16 protein-coding genes and 1 rRNA gene are annotated in these 18,264 nt (G+C 61.9%); 14 read left to right on the forward strand and 3 right to left on the reverse strand.

From position 1 onward, the window contains the following. Positions 1 to 48: 48 nt before the first annotated feature. From argF to KW842_RS25045, 12 genes are all read left to right on the forward strand, one after another. A complete protein-coding gene (gene argF, locus KW842_RS24990; RefSeq protein WP_218306825.1) occupies positions 49 to 975 on the forward strand; it encodes an ornithine carbamoyltransferase in 927 nt (308 codons plus the stop codon). 19 nt (positions 976 to 994) lie between these two features. Beyond that, positions 995 to 2,227: an argininosuccinate synthase gene (locus tag KW842_RS24995; protein WP_218306826.1), complete on the forward strand. Its 1,233-nt coding sequence runs from the start codon at positions 995 to 997 to the stop codon at positions 2,225 to 2,227. A gap of 93 nt (positions 2,228 to 2,320) precedes the next feature. Beyond that, positions 2,321 to 4,114 carry a methyl-accepting chemotaxis protein gene (locus tag KW842_RS25000; RefSeq protein WP_218306827.1) on the forward strand — a complete coding sequence of 598 codons (1,794 nt, stop codon included), beginning with the start codon at positions 2,321 to 2,323 and terminating at the stop codon, positions 4,112 to 4,114. 71 nt (positions 4,115 to 4,185) lie between these two features. Next, on the forward strand, positions 4,186 to 6,003 hold the full coding sequence (locus KW842_RS25005) for a methyl-accepting chemotaxis protein (protein ID WP_218306828.1): 1,818 nt from the start codon (positions 4,186 to 4,188) through the stop codon (positions 6,001 to 6,003). Between the two features lie 20 nt (positions 6,004 to 6,023). Beyond that, positions 6,024 to 6,482, forward strand: a complete 459-nt coding sequence (locus tag KW842_RS25010) for a chemotaxis protein CheW (protein ID WP_218306829.1) — start codon at positions 6,024 to 6,026, stop codon at positions 6,480 to 6,482. Next, positions 6,479 to 7,738, forward strand: coding sequence for a protein-glutamate O-methyltransferase CheR (locus KW842_RS25015; RefSeq protein ID WP_218306830.1), 1,260 nt, complete (start codon positions 6,479 to 6,481; stop codon positions 7,736 to 7,738). The genes KW842_RS25010 and KW842_RS25015 overlap by 4 nt, the downstream gene beginning before the upstream one ends. 12 nt (positions 7,739 to 7,750) lie before the next feature. Further along, positions 7,751 to 8,329, forward strand: coding sequence for a chemotaxis protein CheW (locus KW842_RS25020; protein ID WP_218306831.1), 579 nt, complete (start codon positions 7,751 to 7,753; stop codon positions 8,327 to 8,329). Continuing rightward, positions 8,326 to 10,593, forward strand: coding sequence for a hybrid sensor histidine kinase/response regulator (locus tag KW842_RS25025; RefSeq protein WP_218306832.1), 2,268 nt, complete (start codon positions 8,326 to 8,328; stop codon positions 10,591 to 10,593). The genes KW842_RS25020 and KW842_RS25025 overlap by 4 nt, the downstream gene beginning before the upstream one ends. Next, positions 10,590 to 11,633: a chemotaxis-specific protein-glutamate methyltransferase CheB gene (cheB, locus tag KW842_RS25030; protein ID WP_218306833.1), complete on the forward strand. Its 1,044-nt coding sequence runs from the start codon at positions 10,590 to 10,592 to the stop codon at positions 11,631 to 11,633. The genes KW842_RS25025 and cheB overlap by 4 nt, the downstream gene beginning before the upstream one ends. 16 nt (positions 11,634 to 11,649) lie before the next feature. Beyond that, positions 11,650 to 12,714, forward strand: coding sequence for a diguanylate cyclase (locus tag KW842_RS25035; protein WP_218306834.1), 1,065 nt, complete (start codon positions 11,650 to 11,652; stop codon positions 12,712 to 12,714). Next, a complete protein-coding gene (locus KW842_RS25040; RefSeq protein ID WP_218306835.1) occupies positions 12,711 to 13,025 on the forward strand; it encodes a pyrimidine/purine nucleoside phosphorylase in 315 nt (104 codons plus the stop codon). The genes KW842_RS25035 and KW842_RS25040 overlap by 4 nt, the downstream gene beginning before the upstream one ends. A gap of 38 nt (positions 13,026 to 13,063) precedes the next feature. Continuing rightward, positions 13,064 to 13,993, forward strand: coding sequence for a GAF domain-containing protein (locus KW842_RS25045; protein ID WP_218306836.1), 930 nt, complete (start codon positions 13,064 to 13,066; stop codon positions 13,991 to 13,993). Here the strand turns inward: KW842_RS25045 and murB are convergent. Continuing rightward, positions 13,990 to 15,009, reverse strand: coding sequence for a UDP-N-acetylmuramate dehydrogenase (gene murB, locus KW842_RS25050; RefSeq protein WP_218306837.1), 1,020 nt, complete (start codon positions 15,007 to 15,009; stop codon positions 13,990 to 13,992). The genes KW842_RS25045 and murB overlap by 4 nt on opposite strands. Positions 15,010 to 15,164: 155 nt before the next feature. Between murB and KW842_RS25055 the strand changes: the two genes are divergently transcribed. After that, positions 15,165 to 15,650 carry a YajQ family cyclic di-GMP-binding protein gene (locus KW842_RS25055; protein ID WP_218306838.1) on the forward strand — a complete coding sequence of 162 codons (486 nt, stop codon included), beginning with the start codon at positions 15,165 to 15,167 and terminating at the stop codon, positions 15,648 to 15,650. Positions 15,651 to 15,795: 145 nt separating this feature from the next. Beyond that, on the forward strand, positions 15,796 to 17,052 hold the full coding sequence (locus KW842_RS25060; RefSeq protein ID WP_218306839.1) for a nitronate monooxygenase: 1,257 nt from the start codon (positions 15,796 to 15,798) through the stop codon (positions 17,050 to 17,052). Positions 17,053 to 17,085: 33 nt separating this feature from the next. Here the strand turns inward: KW842_RS25060 and KW842_RS25065 are convergent, their stop codons facing one another. Both KW842_RS25065 and rrf read right to left on the reverse strand, forming a co-directional pair. Beyond that, on the reverse strand, positions 17,086 to 18,021 hold the full coding sequence (locus KW842_RS25065; RefSeq protein ID WP_218306840.1) for an exopolyphosphatase: 936 nt from the start codon (positions 18,019 to 18,021) through the stop codon (positions 17,086 to 17,088). 123 nt (positions 18,022 to 18,144) lie between these two features. After that, positions 18,145 to 18,257 (reverse strand): 5S ribosomal RNA (gene rrf, locus KW842_RS25070). Positions 18,258 to 18,264: the final 7 nt, after the last annotated feature.

Genomic DNA, 18,264 nt, shown 5'->3' on the forward strand with positions numbered 1-18,264 from the left:
GCCTTTATAATTGATCGGCTAAGCCGTAGCCATCTGTCAGTTGTCATTATGCCTATCCAAAAACCGATCAAGCATTATCTGCAGTTTTCCGACCTCACACTGGAAGAGTATGAGTACGTCATCGAGCGCGCGCATATCATCAAGCGCAAGTTCAAGAACTACGAAATCTATCACCCGATGATCGACCGCACGCTGGTCATGGTGTTCGATAAAAATTCCACCCGTACCCGCCTCTCCTTCGAGGCCGGCATGCACCAGCTGGGCGGCGCCGCCATCTATCTGAACACCCGCGATTCCCAGCTGGGCCGTGGCGAGCCGGTGGAAGACGCCGGCCAGGTCATGTCGCGCATGTGCGACATCATCATGGTGCGCACCTTCGGCCAGGACATCATCGAGCGTTTCGCCGCCAATTCGCGCGTGCCGGTGATTAACGGCCTGACCAACGAACACCACCCATGCCAGGTAGCCGCTGACATCTTCACCTATATCGAACATCGCGGTTCGATCAAGGGCAAGATCGTGGCCTGGGTTGGCGACGCCAACAACATGCTGTATTCGTGGCTGCAGGCAGCTGAAATCTTCGGCTTCCACGTCAACGTATCGACCCCGCACGGCTACGAGATGGACATGTCGCTGGTCTCCACCGACCGCTACACCTTCTTCAAAAATCCGTCCGACGCCTGCGAAGGCGCACATCTGGTCAACACCGACGTGTGGACCAGCATGGGCTACGAAGAAGAAAACGCCGCCCGCCTGAAAGCCTTCGACGGCTGGATCGTCGACAGCGCCAAGATGGCGCGCGCCGCACCGGATGCGCTGTTCATGCACTGCCTGCCCGCCCACCGTGGCGAGGAAGTCGCGGCCGACGTCATCGACGGCCCGCAATCGGTGGTGTGGGACGAGGCGGAAAACCGCCTGCACATTCAAAAGGCGCTGATCGAGTACCTGCTGCTCGGCCGCCTGGAAAACAACTAATTACTAACTGGGATCAACCATGAGCGACATTAAAAAAGTAGTCCTCGCCTACTCGGGCGGCCTCGACACCTCCGTCATCCTGAAATGGCTGCAGGATAACTACCAATGCGAAATCGTCACCTTCACCGCCGACCTGGGCCAGGGCGAAGAGCTGGAACCGGCACGCGCCAAGGCGCTCAAGTTCGGCATCAAGCCTGAGAACATCTACATCGACGACGTGCGCGAAGAATTCGTGCGCGACTTCGTGTTCCCGATGTTCCGCGCCAACACCGTGTACGAAGGCGAATACCTGCTGGGCACCTCGATCGCCCGTCCGCTGATCGCCAAGCGCCTGATCGAGATCGCCAACGAAACCGGCGCCGACGCCATCTCGCACGGCGCCACCGGCAAGGGCAACGACCAGGTACGCTTCGAACTGGGCGCCTACGCGCTGAAGCCTGGCGTCAAAGTAATCGCGCCATGGCGTGAATGGGACCTGCTGTCGCGCGAAAAACTGCTGAAGTACGCGGAAGACGCGGGCATCGCCATCGACATGAAACACAAGAACGGCGGCGCGCCATACTCGATGGACGCCAACCTGCTGCACATCTCCTTCGAAGGCCGCCACCTGGAAAATCCAAGCGCCGAAGCCGAAGAATCGATGTGGCGCTGGACCGTCAGCCCTGAACAGGCGCCGAACGAAGCCGAATACATCGACCTGGAATACGAAAAAGGCGACATCGTCGCCATCAACGGCGTGCGCATGTCGCCAGCCACCGTGCTGACCGAACTGAATCGCCTCGGCGGCAAGCACGGCATCGGCCGCCTGGACCTGGTGGAAAACCGCTACGTCGGCATGAAGTCGCGCGGCTGCTACGAAACCCCTGGCGGCACCATCATGCTGAAAGGCCACCGCGCCATCGAGTCGATCACGCTGGACCGCGAAGTGGCCCACCTGAAGGACGACCTGATGCCACGCTACGCTTCGCTGATCTACAACGGCTACTGGTGGGCACCGGAGCGCGTTGCGCTGCAAACCCTGATCGACCACACCCAATCCACCGTCAACGGCTGGGTTCGACTCAAGCTGTACAAGGGCAATGTGATCGTGGTGTCGCGCGATTCGAAGACCGACTCGCTGTTTGATATGAACATCGCCACCTTCGACGAAGACGGCGGCGCCTACAACCAGGCCGACGCCGGCGGCTTCATCAAGCTGAACGCGCTGCGCATGCGCATCGCCGCCAACGCACGGCTGAAGCGCGGCCAATAAGCCCGCGCTGTTGCGGGATCAGGAATGGCCGCTCGCTGAGCGGCCATTTTTTTGATACATTGACTCCACGTCCTGATCGAGAGTGGAGCACCCATGCTGAAAGACCTCAGTATCAAGAAAAAACTCGCCAGCGGATTCGGCGCCATTGTCGCTATCATCGTGATCCTGCTGGCCATGGCCTACACCAATTTCACCAGGCTGTCGGCGGCCAGCGGCTGGGACATGCACACCATGCAGGTGCTGCTGGAAGCCAACCAGATCGAAACCGCGATCGTGCAGATCCAGAGTTCCACGCGCGGCTACCTGCTGACCGGCGACGCCAGCGCAGCGCAGCGCATCCGCGCCGAAGAAGCGGTGCTGATGCGCCATCAGGCGGAAGTCGCCAAGCTCACCGCCGATAATCCCGCCCAGCAGGCGCGCCAGCAAAAGCTGACCGCCTTCCTCGACGACTGGCTGAAGACCGTCATCAACCCGCAGCTGGACCAGCGCAGCGCCGTCACGCCGGCGGATATGGCCGACGAGGTGCAGGCCGGCGGCCGCGCCATGGCCGAGGCGCGCGCCATGATCAAGGAGATCACCGACGAGGAACGCCGCCTGCTGGCCGAGCGCACCAAGACCACCAGCGGCCTGGCTGAATCGATGATGCTGCTGCTGGTGCTGGGCGGCGCGGTGTGCACGGTGCTGGCGCTGATCATCGGCGCGTTGCTGCTGCAGGCCCTGGGTGGACCGATCAGCCGCCTGGCTGCGGTAGTGGAACGCATCGCGCGCGGCGAACAGGATGCGCGCGTGGAAGTCACCTCGCGTGATGAACTGGGCCAGATGTCGAACGGCTTCAACCAGATGGCGCAAGCCATACAGGACAGCCTGCAGAAAGAACTGGCTGCCTCCGAGGTGCTCAAATCCAAGGTCGATTCGCTGCTGACGGTGGTGTCCAGGGCCGCCGCCGGCGACCTGACCGGCAAGATCACGGTCCAGGGCGACGACGCCATCGGCCAGCTGGCCGATGGGCTGGACCGCATGTTCGAGAATCTGCGCGCGCTGATCAACGAGGTGCAGAAGGCCGGCATTCAGGTCACCACCTCGGCCACCGAAATCGCCGCCTCGGCCAAGCAGCAGGAAGCCACCGGCGTCGAACATGCGCAGACCAGCGTCGAAATCCTCAGCACCACCAAGGAAATCTCGGCCAATATCGCGGAGCTGGTCAAGACCATGGAGGACGCCACCAGCGTGGCCGACTACACCACCCACGCCACCGCCGACGCCCAGGGCAATCTGCGGCGCATGGACGGCACCATGCAGACCATGGTCACCGCGACCGACTCGATCAACGCCAAATTGGCGGCGCTATCGGAAAAAGCTAGCAATATCAACAGCGTTCTGATTACAATCACCAAAGTGGCCGACCAGACCAATATCTTGTCGCTGAACGCCGCCATCGAGGCCGAGAAGGCTGGCGAGGCGGGACGCGGATTTTCCGTCGTCGCCACGGAAATCCGCAGGCTGGCAGACCAAACCTCCGTCTCCACCTGGGACATCGAACAGATGCTCAAGGAAATGCAGTCCGCCGTCTCCGCCAGCGTGATGGGCATGGACAAATTCTCCGAAGAGATACGCCGCAGCGTCGGCGAAGTGCGCCAGGTGACCAATCAACTGTCCGGCGTAATGGACCAGGTACAAAAACTGGCTCCCCAATTCGACCTGGTATTACAGGGCATGCAGTCCCAAGCCGTCGGCGCTGCCCAGATCAACGAAACCATGACGCAGTTGAATGACGCCACCCAGCAAACCGTGGAATCGCTGAAATCGACCAGCGAGGCGGTCCACCAGCTGCAATATGCGGCCGGCGGACTGCAGAGCAGCGTCGCCACCTTTTCGGTAGCGGCCTGATAACACCATAAATATGGCCGGTATGGGACAATGCCAGTTGCAATCTGGTACCCGCCAGCCCTGGAGAGAAAATGTTTAAAGACTTGAGCATCAAGAACAAGCTGTACCTCGGTTTCAGCGCCATCCTGGCCATCATCCTGGTGTTGCTGTCGATCGCCTACAACCGCTTCAGCAGCCTGTCGGAAGCGAATGCCTGGGATCGCCACACCATGGACGTGATCCAGGCCATCGACGTGCTGCGCAACGACCTGCTGCAAGTCCAGGTGGAAGCGCGCGGTTACTATCTGACCGGTTCGCAGCAGCGCCTGGAGCGCACCTACAAAGAACGCAACGATCTGCCGGCTTCCATCGCCGAACTGCAAAAACTCACCGCCGACAATCCGGCGCAGGTAACGCGCTTCAAGAAACTGGAAGACATGATCAAGGTGTGGAGCCTTGAAGTGATTGAATCGCAGATCAAGATGCGCCAGGAACTGGGCGACAAGCCCGGCGCCGCCGATGCCATGGGCCGCACGCCGCAACTGGCCAGCACCAACAACTCCGCCATCGGCGAGATTTACAAGTACATGAACGACGCCGCAGCTGAAGAAAAACGCTTGCTGGTCGAGCGCTCCACCGCGTCGGAACGGCTGCAGGAAAGCATGCGCATGATCCTGTCCGGCGGTGGCCTGGTGTGCGTGGTGCTGTCGCTGGGCATCGCCTGGCTGCTGGTGCGCGCGCTGCTGGCGCCATTGAACAATCTGACCCAGGCCGTTGGCCGCATCGCCGCTGGCGACAAATCGGCGCGCGCCGACGTGCTGTCGGGCGATGAACTGGGCGACGTCAGCAAGGAATTCAACCGCATGGCGCAGTCCATCCAGGACAGCCAGGCCAATGAGCTGGCCGCCACCAACCTGCTGCGCGCCAAGGTCGATTCGCTGCTGGGCGTGGTCTCGAAAGCGGCTTCGGGCGACCTGACCGGCAAGATCGAGGTACAAGGCGACGACGCCATCGGCAAGCTGGCGCAAGGCCTGGACCGCATGTTCGACAATCTGCGCGGGCTGCTGAACAATGTGCAGAAGGCCGGCATCCAGGTCACTACCTCGGCCACCGAAATCGCCGCCTCGGCCAAGCAGCAGGAAGCCACCGGCATCGAGCAGGCGCAGACCAGCATCGAGATCCTCAGCACCACCAAGGAAATCTCGGCCAACACCTCGCAGCTGCTGAAGACCATGGAAGAAGCCACCTCGGTGGCCGACTACACCACCAGCGCCACCGCCGACGCACAGAACAATCTGCGCCGCATGGACGGCACCATGCAGCACATGGTCGCGGCAACCGATTCGATCAACGCCAAGCTGGCGGCGCTGTCGGAGAAGGCGTCGAACATCAACAGCGTGCTGATCACCATCACCAAGGTGGCCGACCAGACCAACATCCTGTCGCTGAACGCCGCCATCGAAGCCGAGAAAGCCGGCGAAGCGGGCCGCGGCTTCTCGGTGGTGGCCACCGAAATCCGCCGCCTGGCCGACCAGACCTCGGTATCCACCTGGGACATCGAACAGATGCTGAAGGAGATGCAGTCGGCGGTATCGGCCAGCGTGATGGGCATGGACAAATTCTCCGAAGAGATACGCCGCAGCGTGGGCGAAGTACGCCAGGTCACCGACCAGTTGTCAGGCGTGATGGACCAGGTGCAGAAACTGGCGCCGCAGTTCGACGTGGTGCTGCAAGGGATGCAGTCGCAGGCAGTAGGCGCCGAGCAGATCACCGCCACCATGATGCAGCTGAACGACGCCACCCAGCAGACAGTCGAGTCGTTGAAGGCGACCAGCGAAGCGGTGCACCAGCTGCAATACGCGGCTGGCGATTTGCAGACCAGCGTCGCCAACTTCGCGGTGGCGGTGTAAGCGCCGCCGGAGCAGAGACGATGAAACTTCTTGTCTTCCACATCGGTGCCGACCGTTACGGCCTGCGCCTGCGCGATGTGGTGCGCGTGCTGCCGCTGATGGAACTCAAGCAGCTGCCGCTGGCGCCGGATAGCGTGGCGGGCCTGATGGACCTGCACGGCGTGTCGGTGCCGGTGATTGACCTGTGCCGCGCCGCCGGCCTGCCCAGCGCGCAGGAACACTACAACACCCGCATCATCGTCGCCGACTATGTCACGCCGCAAGGCGCGCACCACCAGCTGGGCTTGCGCGCGGAGCGGGTGCTGGGCGTGCAAGACGTGCGTGACAGCCAATTGGCCGACGGCGGCGTGCAGGCCGCCCCCTTCCTCGGCCAGGTTGCCAGCGATGCGCAAGGCATGCTGCAACTGGTAGAACTGGAACAGCTGCTGCCGGCCGGGCTGCGCGCGCTGCTGTTCCAGCATGGCGAGGCCGCCGCATGACGCCCGCCCAGTCTTTGTTGCGCGAGGCCACGGGCCTGAATCTGTCCAAAGCTATCGTGGACCGCGCCATCAAGAACCGCATGGCGCAAACCGCCGTCAGCAGCGCCGAAGCCTACCTGAAGCAGATGACGCCGGAAGAAATGACCGCGCTGGTGGAACTGGTGGTGGTGCCGGAGTCCTGGTTCTACCGCGATGCGCAGGCGTTTGCGGCAATGGCCGAGTTGCTGCGCGTGCGGCTGGCCGCCAATGGCGAGCGGCTGATGCGCATCCTGTCGATCCCCTGCGCCGGCGGCGAGGAACCGTACACCATCGCCATGGTGCTGACCGACGCCGGCATCCCGCCGGCGAACTTCATGGTCGACGCCTTCGATATCAGCCCGAGCTGCGTGGCGCGCGCCAAGAGCGGCATTTATGGCCGCAACGCCTTCCGCGCCCAAGACCTGGCCTTCCGCGACCTGCATTTCACCAGCGCCGGCGACGGCGATTACCGCATCAACGACGAGATCCGCCAGCAGGTGCGCTTCAAGCAGGGCAATCTGCTGGAGTTCGACCTGACCGCGCGCGCTGGCCACTACGACGTGATCTTCTGCCGCAACCTGCTGATCTACTTCGACAAGCCAACCACCAAGGCCGCCATCGCCAAGCTGCGCGCGCTGCTGGCCGACGATGGCCAGCTGTTTGCCGGCTACGCCGAAGTGCCGTCGTTCTGCCAGCACGGCTTTACGCCACTGTCGTTCAACCAGGCTTTCGGGCTGTTGAAAGACGATGCCGTGGCGGCGCAAAAGCTCAAGCCGGTGCCGCCTGCACTCAAGCTGCCGCCCAAGCCGGCGCATGCGCCACGCGTCGCGGCCAAACCGCCGCCACCCGTCGCCGCGCGCCGCGCCACCGGTGCCCCCTCGCCACTCTCGGCATCAGCAGCCGTGTCGCCGCCCGCCGTCGCCGCCAACCTGCTGGCCGAAGCGCGCCGGCTGGCCGATCTGGGCGACATCAAGGCCGCCGAGAAGCACTGCCGCGATCACCTGGCCCAGCATCCGGAATCGGCCGAAGCGTATTTCATCCTCGGCCTGCTGAATGAGCTGACCAACAAGCCGAAAATGGCGGAAGACTACTGGAAGCGCTGCATCTACCTGCAGCCCGATCACTACGAAGCACTGTGCCACCTGGCGCTGCTGGCCGAAGCCAATGACGACGCCACCGGCGCCGCCGCGCTCAAGGCGCGCGCCGCGCGCATCTACAAACGCCAGCAGGCATCCTAAAGGCGAGCATCCATGACCGACACTACCCCTATCGCCGAGATCGCGCAACGCAACCTGCAACGGCCAGTCGGCGACGACTACAAAAAAGAATGGGCAGCGCACTTCCGCCAGGCCGCCGCCGGCGCCGAGCAGCAGGACGCATCCTGCCTGGTGTTCCGCATCGGCCGCGAATGGCTATCGCTGCCGACCCGCATGTTTGTCTCGGTGGCGCCGATCGCCACGCCGCACCGGCTGCCGCACCGCGCCTCGCGCGGCCTGAGCGGCATCGTCAATGTTGGCGGCACGCTGTATCCCTGCATGTCGCTGGCGAACCTGCTGGATATTGACGACAGCGAAGGCGAAGCCGCCACCGACCGCCACACCTTCGCGCGCCTGCTGCTGGCGCAATGGGAGGACCAGGCTTACGCGCTGCCGGTGGCCGACCTGCACGGCATCCTGCGCTACGCCAGCGGCAAGGTGCAGGCGCCGGCCGCCACTATCAACAAGGGCTTGTCCCGCTTCCTCACTGGCGTCATCACGCATGACGACATGCGCATCGGCGTGCTGGATGAGGCGCTGATCGGCTACCAACTCGCGAGAACCTTACGATGAGCGTGGATAACAACGGAGACCTGAGCCAGTTCTCCATGCTGGACCTGTTCCGCATGGAGGCCGACAGCCAGACGCAGATCCTCACCGACGGCCTGCTGGCCATGGAGCGCCTCAAGGATGACGCCAGCGCGGTGGAGTCGATGATGCGCGCCGCGCACTCGATCAAAGGCGCGGCCGCCATCGTCGGCCTGGAAGTAGTGGTGCAGCTGGCGCATGGCATGGAAGACGCCTTCATTGCCGCACAGAATGGCAAGCTGGCGCTGACGCCGAACCGCGTCGATGTGCTGCTGGCCGGGGTGGACCTGATCCTGCAACTGTCACGCTTGCAGGACAGCGAAGTGGCCAGCTGGCTGGCCGCCAACGGCGATCAGATCAAGCGCACCATGGATTCGATCTCCACCATCGCCTTCCTGCCGGAGCCGATTGAGCTGGCGCCACCGCCACCCGCACCGTTCGTTGCCCAGCCCGCAGCCACCGCTCCCACGACTGCGCCGCCAGCCGTCGAAGACGCCCAGGAACGCCGTGCACCGGCACCAATGAAGCATGCGCAAAACTTCGACAAGCTACTGTCGCTGGCCAGCGAGTCGCGCATCAATGCCCACCAGATGCACCCTTTCGTGCAGAACCTGCAACGCTTCAAGCGCAACCAGAGCAGCTTGTTCTCGCTGATTGAGCAACTGCACGAAGCCATCTCCAACAGCAGCGACGCGGGCCTGAAAGAAAAGTCGCTGCTGGCGCTGCAAAAGACCCATCCGCTAAAACAGTTCGTGCTGGAGCACATCGCCGACATCGAAGCCTACGAACGACGCCTGCTGGGCGTCTCGCAAAGCATGGTGGACGAGGTGCTGACCATGCGCATGCGTCCTTTCCGCGATGGTGTGCAGCACTTCCCGCGCATGGTCCGCGACCTGTCGCGCAGCCTGGGCAAGGATGTGCAGTTGCAGATCATCGGCGAAGACACGCTGGTCGACCGCGACATCCTGGCCAAGATCGAAAGCCCGCTCAACCACATGCTGCGCAACGCCATCGACCACGGCATGGACAGCGCGGCCGAGCGCATCGCCGCTGGCAAGCCGGGGACCGGCACCATCGTCCTCGAAGCCAAGCACCGTGCAGGCATGCTGAGCATTGAAATCCGCGACGACGGCAAAGGCGTCAACCAGGAGAAAATCCGCGCCCGCGTGATCGAGCGCAAAATGGCGCCGGCGCAGATGGCGGCTTCGATGTCGCCAGCGGAACTGATGGAATTCCTGTTCCTGCCGGCGTTCAGCCTCAAAGAACAAATCACCGAGATTTCCGGCCGTGGCGTCGGCCTCGACATCGTCCACGAAACCATCCGCTCGCAGAACGGCACGGTGCGCATCGAGTCCGAACTGGGTGTCGGCTTCCACACCTTCATCACCCTGCCGCTGACGCAATCGATCGTGCGCGCGCTGGTGGTGGACGTCAAGGGCGAAGCCTATGCCGTGCCGATCGTGCAGGTGGAACGCGTGCTGAAAGTGCCGCAAAGCGCCATCCACACGCTGGAAAACAAGCAGTTCTTCGACTTTGGCGGTGAGCATCTGGGCCTGGTCTCGGCCTCGCAGGTGCTGGAACTGGGCGACACCAATGCCGAAGGCACCGAGCTGTCGGTGGTGGTGATCGGCGCCGGCGCGCGCCGCTATGCGCTGGTGGTGGACGCGATACGCGGCGAGCAAAGCCTGGCGGTACAGGCCATCGATCCGATCTTCGGCAAGATGCGCGATATCTCCTCGGCCGCCCTGCTGGATAACGGCGAGCCGGTGCTGATCCTCGACGTGCCCGACCTGCTGCTATCGATCGACAAGCTGCTGCACGAAGGCGGCCTGCACCAGCTGGCCAAGTCCGACGCCGCCGAACGGCGCAAGACCAAGCGCATCCTGGTGGTTGATGATTCGCTGACGGTGCGCGAAATGGAACGCAAGCTGCTGCTGAGCCGGGGCTTCCTGGTGGACATCGCCATCGACGGTATCGACGGCTGGAATGTGGTGCGCAGCGGCGACTACGACCTGGTGATCACCGACGTCGATATGCCGCGCATGGACGGCATCGAATTAGTAACCTTGATCAAGAAAGATATACATCTTCACAAGCTTCCAGTCATGATAGTCTCTTACAAAGATCGCCCCGAAGACCGCGCCCGCGGCCTGTCGGCAGGCGCCGACTACTATCTGACCAAAGGCAGCTTCCACGACGAGACGCTGCTCGACGCAGTCAGTGATTTGATTGGGGACGCCCGTAGATGAAGATCGCCATCGCCAACGATGTCGCCATGGCAGCCGAAGCCTTGCGGCGCGTGGTCGCCAGCACCGCCGAACACCAGGTGCTGTGGATCGCCCGCACTGGCGCCGAGGCGGTGCGCATGTGCGCCGACAACCGCCCCGACCTGATCCTGATGGACCTGAACATGCCGGAGCTGGATGGCGTTGAAGCCACCCGGCAAATCATGGAACAAAGCCCGTGCGCCATCCTGGTGGTCACCGGCCGCCCGCAGGACAACGTCAACCAGGTATTCCGCGCGCTGGGCGCCGGCGCGCTGGACGTGACCGCGACGCCGGTGCTGCAAGGCCAGCCGGGCGGCGACGCCGAGCTGCTGGCCAAGATCCGCACCATGGACAAGCTGATACGCCACAGCGGCGGCAACCAGGCCCTGCTGCCGCGCAGCGCGGCCAATGGCAGCAGCAGCACGGCGCCGCAGGTGGAAACCGAAAAAGTCACGACACTGCTGGCAATCGGCGCCTCGACCGGCGGCCCGGTGGCCGTCTCCAAGCTGCTGGCCGGCTGGAAGGCGCCGCGCGGCTGCGCCATCGTGGTGGTGCAGCACATCGACCAGCACTTCGCCGACAACTTCGCCCGCTGGCTGGGCGAACAGCTGGACATGCCGGTGCGCGCCGCCGAGGAAGGCGACGAACTGGTGGCAGGCACGGTGCTGATCGCCAAGAGCAACGATCACCTGACGCTGGATCAAAACCTTCGCTTGCGTTACGATATCCACCCAAAGGACTATGCTTACCGGCCGTCGGTGGACGTATTCTTTCACTGCGTGGCACAGCACTGGAAAAGCGATGCCACCGGCGTGCTGTTGACCGGCATGGGCCGCGATGGCGCCGAGGGACTGCTGGCGATGCGCAAGGCCGGCCACACCACCATCGCCCAGGACCAGGCCAGCAGCGCCGTGTACGGCATGCCGCGCGCGGCGGCCGAGCTGGACGCGGCGCAGATGATTTTACCGCTGGCGAAGATCGGGCCAGTCTTGCGCAGCACCCTTGGTGGCCGTAGCCAATAACACTAAAGAGAATCCGATGTCCGAAGCATTAGTCAACGCAGCAGATCAAGAACCGGTCCTCCCCACATTTAAAGTGCGCGTGCTGCTGGTCGACGACCAGCTGATCATCGTCGAAGCGGTGCGCCGCATGCTGAGCGACCAGCCGGATATCGAATTCCATTACGTGACCGACGCCACCAAGTCGCTTGAGACGGCACTGCAATTGCAGCCGACGGTGATCCTGCAGGACCTGGTGATGCCGACCATCGACGGCTTCGGCCAGATCGCCCAGTACCGCGCCGAAGAAGGCTTGCGCCATGTGCCGGTGATCGTGCTGTCGGCCAAGGAAGATCCTAAACTCAAGGCGCACAGCTTCGCCACCGGTGCCAACGATTACATGGTCAAGCTGCCGGACAAGCTGGAGCTGCTGGCGCGCGTGCGCTACCACTCCGGTGCCCACATCAGCCGCTTGCAGCGCGACCAGGCCTTCCGCTTCCTGCGCGAGAGCCAGAAACAGCTGGCCGACGCCAACATCGAATTGCAAAAGCTGGCGGCGCTGGACGGCCTGACCGGCATCGCCAACCGCCGCCGCTTCGACGACACCATGCGCATCGAGTGGCAGCGCGGCCAGCGCGACAAGAAGCCGCTGACGCTGCTGATGTGCGACGTCGACTTCTTCAAACTGTATAACGACAGCTTCGGCCACCTCGCCGGCGACTTGTGCCTGAAGAAGGTGGCGGCTGTCCTGACTGAACACCTCAAGCGCCCGGCCGACCTGGCCGCGCGCTACGGCGGCGAGGAATTCGCCATTATCCTGCCGGAGACACCGCTGACTGGAGCCATGATCGTGGCCGAGTCATGCCGCCGCCACCTGGAGCAGCTCGCGATTGAAAATCCGCAGGCGACCACCGAACTATCAAGCGTGACCATGTCGATCGGCGTGGCTAGCGTGGTGCCGTCGCTCGCATCCAGCGTCGAAGAGCTGATCCAGCAAGCCGACCGGGCCCTGTACGCCGCCAAGCGCGGTGGCCGCAATCGCGTAGCGAGCGCGGACGAGGCGCCCGGCCTTCCCCTATCGAACCAAGGAAATCCAGCAGCATGAGTGCTCAAATCGATCAAGTCAGCGTCGTCAAAAAATCCAATATCTACTTTGACGGCAAATGCGTGTCGCACACCATCACCCTGGCGGATGGCAGCAAGAAATCCGTCGGCGTCATCTTCCCTTCCAGCCTGACCTTCAACACCGGCGCGCCGGAAATCATGGAAATCGTCGGCGGCGTGTGCAAGGTGCGCCTGGACGGCGCCAGCGAATGGCAGACCTATGGCGCAGGCCAGGAATTCAAAGTAGCCGGCAACAGCAAGTTCGACATCGAAACGGTGGAAACCCTCGATTACGTTTGCCACTTCGGCTAAACTCAAAAGCAGACTATGTGTCTGCTTTTTTTACGACTATGAACATACCATCCCACAAGCTACTCGCCATCATCGAAGCGCAGGTCCACCTGGTAGGACTCGGCAATGACCTGAGCGCGGTGATGGACGCCGCTTCCGCCAAAGCGGTGGCGCTGACCGGCGCCGACGGCGCCGTGGTCGAACTGCTGGAAGACGACGCCATCGTCTACCGTTCCGCCAGCGGCATCGCCGAAGCGCAACTGGGCTTGCGCATGCCGGTGGCTAACAGCCTGTCCGGCCACGTGCTGACCAGCCGCGCCGCAGCGCTGTGCGGCGACAGTGAAATCGATGACCGCGTCAACCGCGACGCCTGCCGCAAGGTTGGTTTGCGGGCGATGGTGATCGTGCCGCTGATCGCCAGCGGCGAAGCGATCGCCGTGATGAAGCTGATATGGAAAGAACCGCGCGCATTCAACGAGAGCGAAGCGGAAATCGCGCAGCTGCTGGCCAATATGACCGCCATGCTGATGCAGCGCGCCACCCAGGAAGGCCCGAATGTGCTGCGCCAGCGCCTCACGCTGGACGAGGCCAGCGGCACCGCCAACCGCTCCTTCTTCTATGAGCAGCTGCAAGCCAGGCTGGCGGCGCAAGGCGGTAACGGGCAACTGGGCGTGGCGGTGGTGCGCATCAACGGCATCGCAAACCTGCCGGAGGCGCTGGCCGACATCTCGCGCCGCATTGAACGCGAATGCCGTCCGGGCGACCTGGTGGCGCGCATCGGCCACGATGAATTTGGCGTAATCCTGAACATGGCGTCGCGCCGTTCCATCGTCACCAGTCAGCTGCATCGTATCAGCCTGTCGGTGACCGGTGAACCGCTGCCCGGCATCAGCGACGGCGCACTGCGCAACGCCTGCCACACCGGCAGCTCACTCTATCCGGAAGACGCCCGCACCGCGATTGAACTGGTGCAGGCCGCCCGTCCTTAAATGAATACCGGCTCGGGTTCCAGCAGCACGCCATAGCGCGCCTGCACGTCGGCCTGAATTGCCTTGGCCAGCGCCACCACGTCAGCGCCGGTGGCGCCACCATTGTTGACCAGTACCAGCGCCTGTTTCGGATACACGCCAGCCGCGCCCAGGCTCTTGCCCTTCCAGCCGCATTGATCGATCAGCCAGCCGGCAGCCAGCTTCTCGCTGCCATCCGGCTGCGCGTGATGCACCAGATTCGGAAAGCGCTCCAGCAGCGCCGCGCATTGCGCGCCTGATACCAATGGATTCTTGAAGAAGCTGCCGGCGTTGCCGATCACCGCCGGATCGGGCAGCTTGCGGCGGCGGATGGCGATCACCGCATCGGCCACCTGGCGCGGCGTTGGCTTGGCCGGCATGCCGGGTTCCGCCGCCAGTTCGGCATAGCGCAGGTTTGGTTGCCACAGTTTGGGCAAGGCGAAGGTCACATCCAGGATGATCAGGTCACGGCCTTCGTGCTTGAACACGCTGTCGCGATAAGCGAAGCGGCACGCAGCGCCATCCATTACGCGCGTCTCGCCTGTGGCGGGGTCGAACACCGTCACGCTGTGAAACACGTCCTTGATTTCCAGTCCGTAGGCGCCGATATTCTGGATCGGCGCGGCGCCCACCGTGCCCGGTATCAGCGATAAATTTTCCAGTCCGCCGAGTCCCTGATCGACGGTCCACTGGACGAACGCGTGCCAGTTTTCACCCGCCGCAGCGCGCACAAATTGATGCTGTTCATTAGCGCCGACCAGCTCTTTTCCTTCCAGTCCGATGTGCAAGACCAGGCCATCAAAATCGCCAGTTAACAGCACATTGCTGCCGCCGCCCAAAACCAGCTTCGGCAAAGTAGCCCAATTGCCATCAGCATAAACGCCGAGCAGTTGCTCTTTTTTTGTCACGCGCAGATACGTGCGCGCGGTCGCGGCTATGCCGAAAGTATTGAGTGCCTGGAGCGAAAATTGATGTAGGACAGGAATCGGGGATGACATGAGGGAAATAAACAATAAATTTGATCGATTATAGAGCCAAACAGGCAAAAAACCAGCGTCGATATGGCGGCGAATCGCAGGTTGTCCGTTAAAATGGCAGTCTTTGATGCAGCGAGATTCTGGTCGCCGCATGCCACACGAAAAAGGAAATAGTTATGCCGTCGTTTGATGTAGTTTTGGAAGCCGATATGATCGAAGTGAAGAATGCTGTCGAGCAATCTCAAAAAGAGATCGGCACGCGCTTTGACTTCAAGGGAACCGGCGCCGCCGTCGAACAGAAGGAACGTGAGCTGACCATCACCGGCGATTCCGATTTCCAGTTGCAGCAGGTACGCGACGTCCTGATCGGCAAGCTGGGCAAACGCAAGGTTGACGTGCGCTTCCTGGAAGATGGCGAAATCAAGAAAATCGGCGGCGACAAAGTACGCCAGGTCATCAAGGTCAAAAACGGCATCGAGGCTGACGACGCCAAGAAAATCGTCCGCATCATCAAGGACAGCAAGATGAAGGTGCAAGCGTCGATCCAGGGCGAATCCGTGCGCGTCACCGGCGCCAAGCGCGACGACCTGCAAGCGGCCATGGCGCTGCTGCGCAAGGACGCTACCGACCTGCCGCTGGAATTCAACAACTTCCGCGACTGATACTCGTCCGCAGCCCGCGCGCGGCCTGCCCCGCTGCAACCGCGCCGTCATCTAGCTGTAGTACACATGGAGTAGAATAAATCGGTGCTCCGATTATGCGTACTGCCGCGCGACCGCAATTAACCTCGGTAGTCTAAGGATAGCAATGAAACGTGTTGATGATTTCCGCCTGCGATTTGGCAATGAAGAATATGTGCCCATCATGATCGGCGGAATGGGTGTCGATATCTCGACCTCTGAACTGGCGCTGGAAGCAGCCCGCCTGGGCGGTATCGGCCACATCTCCGATGCGATGGTGGAAGACGTCTCGGACCGCAAGTTCGATACCAGCTTCGTCAAGGACAAGACCAAGCTGTACAAGCACAACATCAACAATATGGACAAGTCGATTGTCCAGTTCGACCTGGAGCGCCTGGCGGAAGCGCAGCGCCTGCACATCGGCGCCACCATGAAGGCCAAGCAGGGTCCCGGCCTGATCTTCGTCAACTGCATGGAAAAGCTGACCATGAACGGTCCGCGCGAAACCCTGCGCACCCGCCTGAACGCGGCGCTGGACGCCGGCATCGACGGTATCACGCTGTCGGCCGGCCTGCACTTCGGTTCGTTTGCGCTGATGGCCGATCACCCGCGCTTCCGTGAAGCCAAGCTCGGCATCATCGTCTCGTCGGTGCGCGCGCTGCAGATCTTCCTGCGCAAGAATGCCAAGCTGAACCGTCTGCCGGACTTCGTCATCGTCGAAGGCCCGCTGGCCGGCGGCCACCTCGGCTTTGGCCTGGAGGACTGGAAAGACTACGACCTGATGACCATCACCAAGGAGTTGCTGGCTTACTTCAAGCAAGAGAATCTGGACATTCCGCTGATCGCCGCCGGCGGCATCTTCACCGGTTCCGACGCGGTCAGCTTCCTGGAAGCCGGCGCGGCGGGCGTGCAGGTGGCAACCCGCTTCACCGTCACCAAGGAATGCGGCCTGCCGGACAAGGTCAAGCAGGAATACTTCAAGGCTTCGGAAGAAGACGTGATCGTCAACGGCGTGTCGCCGACCGGCTATCCGATGCGCATGCTGAAGAACACCCCGGCGATCGGCTCCGGCATCCGTCCGGGTTGCGAGTCGTATGGCTACCTGCTGGACGCCAGCGGCAACTGCGCTTACATCAACTCGTACAACCGCGAAGTCGAAGCGCATCCGGAACAGAAGAACGTGGTGGTGATGGACAAGACCTGCCTGTGTACCCACATGCGCAACTTCAACTGCTGGACTTGCGGCCACTACACCTACAAGCTGAAAGACACCTCGTTCAAGAAGCCGGATGGCGAGTACCAGGTCCTCAGTGCGGAGCACGTATTCAAGGACTACCAGTTCAGCACCGATAACCAGATCGCAATGCCTGAAAAAGAGTTCTGAGTTTAAAAAAGCGCCCAAGGGCGCTTTTTTTTATCAGCCATCCGCATTGATGCGGTGGATCAGCGCCCCCAATACCTCCTCGGCACGCTCGTTATCCACCTGGCAAGTGCCGGCATTCTCGTGCCCGCCGCCAGCATACTCCAGCATCAGCGCGCCGATATTGGTCTTCGAGCTACGGTTCAGGATCGATTTACCGGTGGCGAATACGGTGTTCTGGTTCTTCAGCCCCCACAGCACGTGGATCGAGATATTCGTCTGCGGGAATAGCGCGTAGACGATGAAGCGGTTGCCCGCAAAGATAATCTCCTCATCGCGCAAATCCAGCACCAGCAGGTTTTTATGCACGCTGGCGCAGCGGCGGATCTGCTCCTTGCACTTCTCGGCGTGCTCGAAGTACAGCTCCTTGCGTTCCTTCACGTCGGGCAATTCCATGATCTGTTCGATCGTGTGGTCCTTGCAGTAGTCGATCAGGTCCATCATCAGGTTGTAGTTCGAGATGCGGAACTCGCGGAAGCGGCCCAGGCCGGTACGCGCATCCATCAGGAAGTTCAGCAGGTCCCAGCCTTCAGGATTCAGCACTTCCTGCTCATTGAAGCGCGCAGCGTCGCCTTTGTCGACCGCCGCCATCATATCGTCCCACGCGGCCGGGAAAGCCTTCAGGCCGCCGTAATAGTCATACACCACGCGCGCGGCGGATGGCGCTTCCGGATGGATCACATGGTTCTTGCGCTCGCCGGTATTGCGGATGGTTTCCGACAAATGGTGGTCAAACGCCAGATGCGCGCCGGCCACATACGGCAGATTGGTGGTGATGTCACGATCAGTGATCGTGATCTTCCCGTCCTGCATATCCTTCGGGTGTACGAACAGGATCTCATCGATCATATTGAGGTGCTTAAGCAACACCGCGCACACCAGGCCGTCAAAATCACTACGGGTTACCAGACGAAATTTCGTTGCTTCAGACATGGATCGCACCTTTAGTAGGTTGAACAGAGCCGCCATCAGGCGATCACCCATCATACAGCCGGATGCGGTGTAAACGCAAAAAGGCCCGCTCAGATAACCTGGCGGGCCTTTTCTAAATAACTAGCTTGACGATAACCTACTTTCACACTGGTTGCAGCACTATCATCGGCGTAGAGTCGTTTCACGGTCCTGTTCGGGATGGGAAGGGGTGGGACCGACTTACTATGGTCATCAAGCTTTGAC

This window comes from Duganella sp. sic0402, assembly GCF_019219065.1.
Classification (GTDB): Bacteria; Pseudomonadota; Gammaproteobacteria; order Burkholderiales; family Burkholderiaceae_D; genus Rugamonas.